We start from the raw sequence: 6495 nt of genomic DNA on the forward strand, positions 1-6495 counted from the left end.
TCGCCTATCTGAAATCCACCCTCGAAGCCATCGCCGCCGGCCATCCGCAAGGCCGACTGGACGAGTTGCTCCCGTGGAATTACCAGCCGTCAACCTGAAAACCGGGTGGCCGTCCAACGACGCTTACCTTTAGACGGGCCAGATGCGTGGCCCGGATCAACCGCTCCTCGCCGCCCGTGCGCAACAGAACGCCATGCTGGGGGGACAGGACCAGAGGATCGTCGGTGCCCAGCAGCGTGGCGGCCAGCCGGATCGGCCGCAGGTTCGGCGCGCGGTCCAGGTCGGGCGAGGTCAGGCGCCGCCGTCCGATCCAGACGATCGGCTGCACGCCGTTGTCGCAGGTCAGCACCGCATCGCCCACCCGCAGCTCCTCGATCGCGACCTCGCCCGCCGGGGTCGCGATCCGCGTGCCCGCGGCAAAGCACACGACGCCGGTGTTCTCGACGGTGTAGAAGCTGCTGTCCGCCGTGGCCCCGGTGAAGGTCAGCGAACCGGTGCCGAACTGGTCGTTGTCGGAATAGTCGACCGCGCGGCCCTTGGCGTCGAGCGTATTCGACTGGTTCAGGACCCCGTCATCGGCCTGGTCGGCGTAAAGTTCCTGAAGGTTGTCGTAGAAGGACGACAGGTCGATGAAGTCGTTGTTGGTCGCGTCACCGTCCGACAGCGTGCCGGAATTGCCGATGTTGAAATCGGTGATCGTGTCGGCGCCGTCGCCCGCGGCGTAGACGAAGCGGTCGTCTCCCGAGCCGCCGGTCAGCCGGTCGTCGCCCAGGCCGCCTGTCAGCGTGTCCTGCCCGGACCCGCCCGACAGGGTGTCGGCGCCGCTGCCCCCCGTCAGGCTGTCGCTTCCGCCGCCGGCCTCGACCAAGACGCCCGACGTGTCGTCCGAGGCATCCAGCGTATCGGCCTGGTCGGTCAGCCTCAGCCGCTCGATCTCGGTGAAGGTCAGCGTGCTGGTGCCGTCGCTGATCCATCCGGTCTCGTCTCCGGTACCGGGTCTTCGCTTTCCGGCGCTACGAGGACGCCTCATTGCGGTACACGGGCATCGAAAGCCACAAAGGACTGACGCACTACGGGCTGTATGACACCGTAGTAGCTCGAGAATAGCATTTTCGGGATCTAGACTCACGCCTGCAAACCGTCGGTCAGGCGAACTTCACAAAGAGCTCTTCCTCTAGACCAAGCTCGGAAAGCGCCAGCTTGAGCCTATCGAATTTGCTCTTCGAGTCGATGTTCCCTTCGATGAAGTAGCCGTCCGCAACCTGAACCGCTTGCCGCAGCGAGTCGGGATCAGAGCTCAACTGGACCCTCTCACCCAGCCGCGTGTCATGGAATGCCTCAGGCTGGAGCGCGAGGAGCTGCTCGAACACCTCCGCGTACAGTTTTGCAACCTGCGTTACCTGGAGGCGGCTGCCGAAGAACAGTGCGTACTCAAGCCGCTTGTAGCGCGGCTCCTCCGCGTCGAAGATGTTGACCTCTTCACTGTCAGCGTCGGCGAGCACGTCAACGTTGGGCGCCGGCCAGACCTCGAGGAAACGCTTGGCGATGCGCTCGGCACGCGCCTCAACCTCCTCCACGCCCCATTTCTCCAGAGTCTGCAGATCACGGTTCAGCCAAAGACGGCTGAACCGATATCCCTGTTCGCCGCCGCTGTCGTTCATGTCCCGCTTATCGACGAAGGCCTTGTTTCCCAAGCGGCCGTTGTTCCCCGACAGCGTGAGGTTGCCTACCGTATTGAGATATTTCTCACTCAGTTGGGCGTATTCATCCGGATCGAGAGCGCTACGCCAAGCTGGCTCGGGGTTCTGCGGAAAGATATGCTCAACGGTGATACCCGGCATCGTGACGTCCACAGGCTCACGATTGTTGTGGTTCTCCAGACGGTCAAAGAAGTAGGTCCGAGTGCGGCTCTTGGTGCTGTAGACGTCCTTATCCTTGAGCATGGCGACCACTTCCGCATCCCGAGGAAAACGCTGGGTCCCACTACGCTGCATCAAGGAGCGTTGGATCGATGCCAGATATTCCTCAGGGTCAATTCGGTCATAGAGGCTCATGAAAATCTTGTTCAGCGCATTTGTCGGCAAGCCGACGATGAAGCGACGCCACACGTAGCTCTGCACCAGGCGAAGAACTGAGGCGAACTCATCCCGGGTGATCGTCCCAGCTGTGAAATCTCGGTAGACGGGCATCAGGAATGGGTACGCGACGTTGATCTCCAGCGTTCGGATGTACCCAAGCTCGCGGCTGATGAACGCGTCCTTCTCCAGTTGCGGATTCAGGAGGCGCGCATAGACATTGGAAAGCTCACGCAACTCCTCGAGCGCATCCATCAGCTCTGGTGAGTTTGGCAACGGATAGCGCTCTTTGAACTTCTCATAGACCGCACTCTTGTTCGGGATATCTTTCTGCTTGAGCGTCAGAAAGTCGCGAATGAAATCTGAGACCCGGCTTTCATTGACCTCAAGGTTGCGTGCTTTCGTCTCGATTGGCTCCCAATATTTTCGGAATACCTGTTCTTGATCTTTCCTCGGCAACCCCATCAGAATGTAGTTTCGGATAAGATCAGCCTGTGAAAGCTCGAGGCCTGTCGAGTTCAGGCTTTCGAAGATGCGCTGCGGGTTATCCTTCTGACGATCCAGCGCGATATCCACAAAAATCAGCTTCGTTAGGCCTCGTTGGACGACATCAAAATTGCTTTCATCGATTCCGCCTTCAAAGAAGCGGAAATTCTCAATTAGTCGGGAGTAACCGCTGATCTTGACGGCCTCCTTCGGATCCATGATCTGGGCAAGTGCAGCTTTGTTGTTGTCTGTTGGCTTCAGCTTCAGCTTCTCAGCATCCTCGGCGAATTCGTTGATCAGGTAAGTCTTGTATATGCGCTGCGCCTGCTGATCCCGTCCGGTGGCAATAGCGTGTCGATAAAGCGCGATGAAGATCAACGTCAAAGTGGTCAGGCGCTGCTGGCCGTCAATTATCGTCAGCTCACGCAGTCCGGAAACGGTGTAGACGTCGTCATGTACATAGACGATGCTGCCAATGAAGTGTCCCGAAAGGTTCTCATCTGCCCCGACGGTGAGAATGTCTTTGAATAGCTGCTGGCATTGAACCCGTGTCCAATCGTAGTTCCGCTGGTAAACGGGAATGGCGAATGCTGTCTCGCTGCTGGCCAGAAATCGGTCTACGCGGGTCTCGGCGGCCTTCATGCAGTGTCTCCAATTCTCTCAATCTTACTCGTAACTACGGAAGACCTGCTGTCCTGTCATCAGTTTCGAACAGCTCGATTCCCGGCCTAGGGTTGGCCGCACTCACCGTTGCTCAGGCGGCCTCGGCCGCCGCGCTCTCAAACGATAGAAAAACAGCTGGCCATGTCGGAGCGCAAGAGGCGGCCGCTTGTCTTCAAGCGACTTCGAACCAGCGCATGGCGGTCTGAAGGAGGTGATCGTAGTCGCCTGACGTCGCCTCCGCCATGAAAGCGGCGATCTCGTCCTCGGAGAGGCCGGCCTCCCGTGCCGCCTGGCAGCATCGGCCGAGCACGGTGAACGCGTTGCCGTCGTGTCCCGTCAGTGCAACGATGATGTCCGGATGCTTGGGGCTCATGGGAGGAGGTCCTTACTTGAGTCACTTGCACAACAGGCGTGACCGAAGTGCATAGTCCAGTGAAAAATCAGTGGGTTAAGTTACGTCGCGGGCACGCGTATATGCCACAAGCCGGCTTAGCGGCGGGGCAAGAGAGATCGCCTCTCTGTTGCAGCCTCGCGGTCTGTTCTGCCAAACGGAAAGGACTGCCCTCGGGCCGTTCTGGGGCCGTGGCGCGCCTTCTTCAGCCGACCTTGCAGCCCCAAAAGGATGTCTGATCGGCGGCGAAGTAGCCGTCGGCGGCGCGGAAGTTGCCCTGCAGCTCGACGGTATCGCCGGCGGTGAGCACGGCCAGCTGGCGCAGATAGGCCGCAGGTGCGCCGACAAGGCTCGAGAGCTGGCCAAAGCTCCAATGCGTCGGCGCGATCGGTTCATCCGCGCCTGGCAGGACAAGTCCCAGCTTCTCCGGGTTGTCCCGATGCGCCTCGACCCGGATCGCCGCACTCTCCACCGTGCGCGTCCGGCTCCGCTCCGCCCGTCCCTTGACCGAGGCGAAAAGGTCGTCGAGCGACAGATACCGCTCGTCATCCGGCCGCGAGAACCACTCGGACGAAACGCGGTCCACGTTCGTGCCGCGCGACACATCCACCTTGTAGCCGCCGCTGGTTTCACGCCCGGCATCGATGATTTCGCTATTCATTGGGAAACCTCCGCGACGGGCGGCCGGGAGCCTCTCTCTCGATCTCCAAACCCGTCATCGGACGCGGCGCAGCCTCTGGCTCTGGCATGGTGAACCGCAACGCGCCTGTCCGTGCGCGACGATCCGGCGCGAGCGACTCCGCCGCGGCGCGGCAAGGTGCGGCAGGGCGCGCACCGGCCGCCGGGGGCCGGCATTGCGACCGCTCCGCATCGGCCTCAGGCTGTTGCCGGAACAAGCACTGGGACCGCGGATGGCGAAGTGCGAGACAGGGCGACCAGAGGAGGATCGGCAGGAGACTGCCGCGCCGGTTCCTTTTGTCTCCCCCGAGCCGCCCGATCCGCGTATGCTTGCGCTTGTGCGGTTACTGGCCCGTAGAGCCGCCAGGGACTGGTATCGCGCGCATATAGAGGAAGGCGGAAAGGGGCAGCCCTAGGGCTGCGGAGACCGGCGATGCGCGTTGCGATCTATGCCCGCTACTCATCTGACAACCAGCGCGAGGCCTCGATCGCCGACCAGCTGCGCATCTGCAGGCTGCGGGCCGAGCAGGAAAGCTGGCAGATCGTCGAGGAATACACCGACCAAGCGATCTCGGGTGCCTCGCTGCTGCGGCCCGGCATCCAGGCGCTCATGAGCGATGCCGGGCGCGGCCGGTTCGACCTGGTCTGCGCCGAGGCGATGGACAGGCTGTCGCGCGACCAGGAGGATATTGCGGGGTTCTTCAAGCGCATGGCCTTCGCCGGGGTGAAGATCGTGACGCTGTCCGAGGGCGAGGTCACGCATCTGCATATCGGCCTGAAGGGCACCATGAACGCGCTGTTCCTGAAGGATCTCGCCGACAAGACCCGGCGCGGACAGCGCGGGCGAGTGGAGCTGGGCAAATCCGGCGGTGGGAACTGCTATGGCTATGACGTGGTCCGCCGGATCGATGCCGCGGGCGAGCCCGAGCGCGGTGACCGCTCCATCGACCCGGTCGAGGCCGAGGTGATCCGGCGCATTTTCCGCGACTATGCGGCGGGAAAATCGCCCAAGCGCATCGCGACGGAGCTCAATGCCGAGGGGATTTCCGCCCCGACGGGGGGCGATTGGGGTTTCAGCACCATCAACGGCAATGCGAAGCGCGGCACCGGGATCCTCAACAACGAGCTTTACATCGGGCGGCTGGTCTGGAACCGGCAGCGCTTCGTCAAGGACCCGGATACCGGCAAGCGCCAGGCACGCCCGAACCCGCCCGAGGAGTGGGTGATCCACGAGGTGCCGAACCTGCGGATCGTCGATGAGGCGCTCTGGCTGGCGGTCAAGGCGCGCCAGGCCGGCCTCAAGCGGCCGCATGGGGCAAGCGGCGAGAACAGCTTCCGCGACCGGCGGCGGCCGAAGTACCTGCTCTCCGGGCTGACACGCTGCGGCGCCTGTGGCGGCGGCTATTCGATGATCTCGGCCACCCATGTCGGCTGCTCGACGGCGCGCAACAAGGGCACCTGTTCGAACCGCCAAAGCATCCGGCGCGAGGAGCTGGAAGAGCGCGTGCTCGGCGCCCTGCGCCGCCACCTGATGGATCCGGCGCTGTTCCGGGAGTTCTGCGAGGAGTTCACACGCGAGGTGAACCAGCAGAGGATCGAGGGACGCGCCACGCTGGAGGCCGCACAGGCGGAGATCAGACGGATCGACCGGGAACTCGAGCGCCTCCTGCAAGTGCTTCTCAACGGAGGAGCCGCCGACACGATCAACGCAGCCATGCTCAAGCTGGAAGCCCGGCAGAAGGATCTCCGCGCTGCGCTCTCTGGCGCCGACGAACCTCCGCCGCTGCTGCATCCCGAGATGGCGCAGCACTACCGGCGGCAGGTCGGCGAACTCTGCGAGGCGCTGCGCGAAGAGACCGAGGCGCAACGGATGGAAGCGACCGAGATCCTGCGAGGGCTCATCAAGGACGTGGTGCTGACGCCGACGGACGGCGACCTGGCGATCGACCTGCGCGGAGACCTTGCAGGAATCCTTGCCGTGGCCGCGGGTGCCGTGTCGGGCGATGGCGTGCAGAAACGCAGAAAGCCGCCCGTTGGGGCGGCTTTTTCCGACGACTTGCTTTCGCAAGTTGAGATGGTTGCGGGGGTAGGATTTGAACCTACGACCTTCAGGTTATGAGCCTGACGAGCTACCGGGCTGCTCCACCCCGCGCTGATTTTGGAGATTTGATCTCCTGGTGGTTTGATTTTTGATCGTGTTGA

The 6495-nt window shown here is 62.4% G+C and carries 5 protein-coding genes, 1 tRNA gene and 1 pseudogene; 2 read left to right on the top strand and 5 right to left on the bottom strand.

Features of this window, described 5'->3' with window-relative positions:
• On the top strand, window positions 1–98 hold a 98-nt coding region (locus tag NHN26_RS17005; protein WP_435594217.1), incomplete at its 5' end, for a transposase domain-containing protein.
• On the opposite strand, the gene NHN26_RS17555 is transcribed toward NHN26_RS17005, so the two are convergent.
• The 4 genes and pseudogenes from NHN26_RS17555 to NHN26_RS17030 all read right to left on the bottom strand — a co-directional run.
• Entirely contained in the window at window positions 80–1030 is a 951-nt protein-coding gene (locus NHN26_RS17555; RefSeq protein ID WP_290443017.1) for a Hint domain-containing protein, read from the bottom strand. The genes NHN26_RS17005 and NHN26_RS17555 overlap by 19 nt on opposite strands.
• 115 nt (window positions 1031–1145) lie before the next feature.
• The gene (locus NHN26_RS17020; protein WP_253090511.1) at window positions 1146–3203 is read right to left on the bottom strand and encodes a DUF262 domain-containing protein; all 2058 of its coding nucleotides are present in this window, start codon (window positions 3201–3203) and stop codon (window positions 1146–1148) included.
• A gap of 193 nt (window positions 3204–3396) precedes the next feature.
• The gene (locus NHN26_RS17025) at window positions 3397–3597 is read right to left on the bottom strand and encodes a hypothetical protein (protein WP_253090512.1); all 201 of its coding nucleotides are present in this window, start codon (window positions 3595–3597) and stop codon (window positions 3397–3399) included.
• Between the two features lie 313 nt (window positions 3598–3910).
• A pseudogene (locus NHN26_RS17030) lies at window positions 3911–4276 on the bottom strand (DUF932 domain-containing protein); the annotation flags it as partial.
• A 450-nt stretch (window positions 4277–4726) separates the two neighbouring features.
• On the opposite strand from NHN26_RS17030, the gene NHN26_RS17035 reads away from it, so the two are divergent.
• A complete protein-coding gene (locus tag NHN26_RS17035; RefSeq protein ID WP_253090514.1) occupies window positions 4727–6412 on the top strand; it encodes a recombinase family protein in 1686 nt (561 codons plus the stop codon).
• Here the strand turns inward: NHN26_RS17035 and NHN26_RS17040 are convergent.
• Window positions 6369–6445, bottom strand: a tRNA-Met gene (locus tag NHN26_RS17040). The genes NHN26_RS17035 and NHN26_RS17040 overlap by 44 nt on opposite strands.
• Window positions 6446–6495: the final 50 nt, after the last annotated feature.

This window comes from Rhodovulum tesquicola (assembly GCF_024128855.1).
Lineage (GTDB): Bacteria > Pseudomonadota > Alphaproteobacteria > Rhodobacterales > Rhodobacteraceae > Rhodovulum > Rhodovulum tesquicola.

Bases quoted from the DNA above. Each gene is read 5' to 3' on its own strand.
- NHN26_RS17025 (WP_253090512.1), bottom strand. From the start codon at position 3,597: ATGAGCCCCAAGCATCCGGACATCATCGTTGCACTGACGGGACACGAC.
- NHN26_RS17020 (WP_253090511.1), bottom strand. From the start codon at position 3,203: ATGAAGGCCGCCGAGACCCGCGTAGACCGATTTCTGGCCAGCAGCGAG.
- NHN26_RS17555 (WP_290443017.1), bottom strand. From the start codon at position 1,030: ATGAGGCGTCCTCGTAGCGCCGGAAAGCGAAGACCCGGTACCGGAGAC.
- NHN26_RS17035 (WP_253090514.1), top strand. From the start codon at position 4,727: ATGCGCGTTGCGATCTATGCCCGCTACTCATCTGACAACCAGCGCGAG.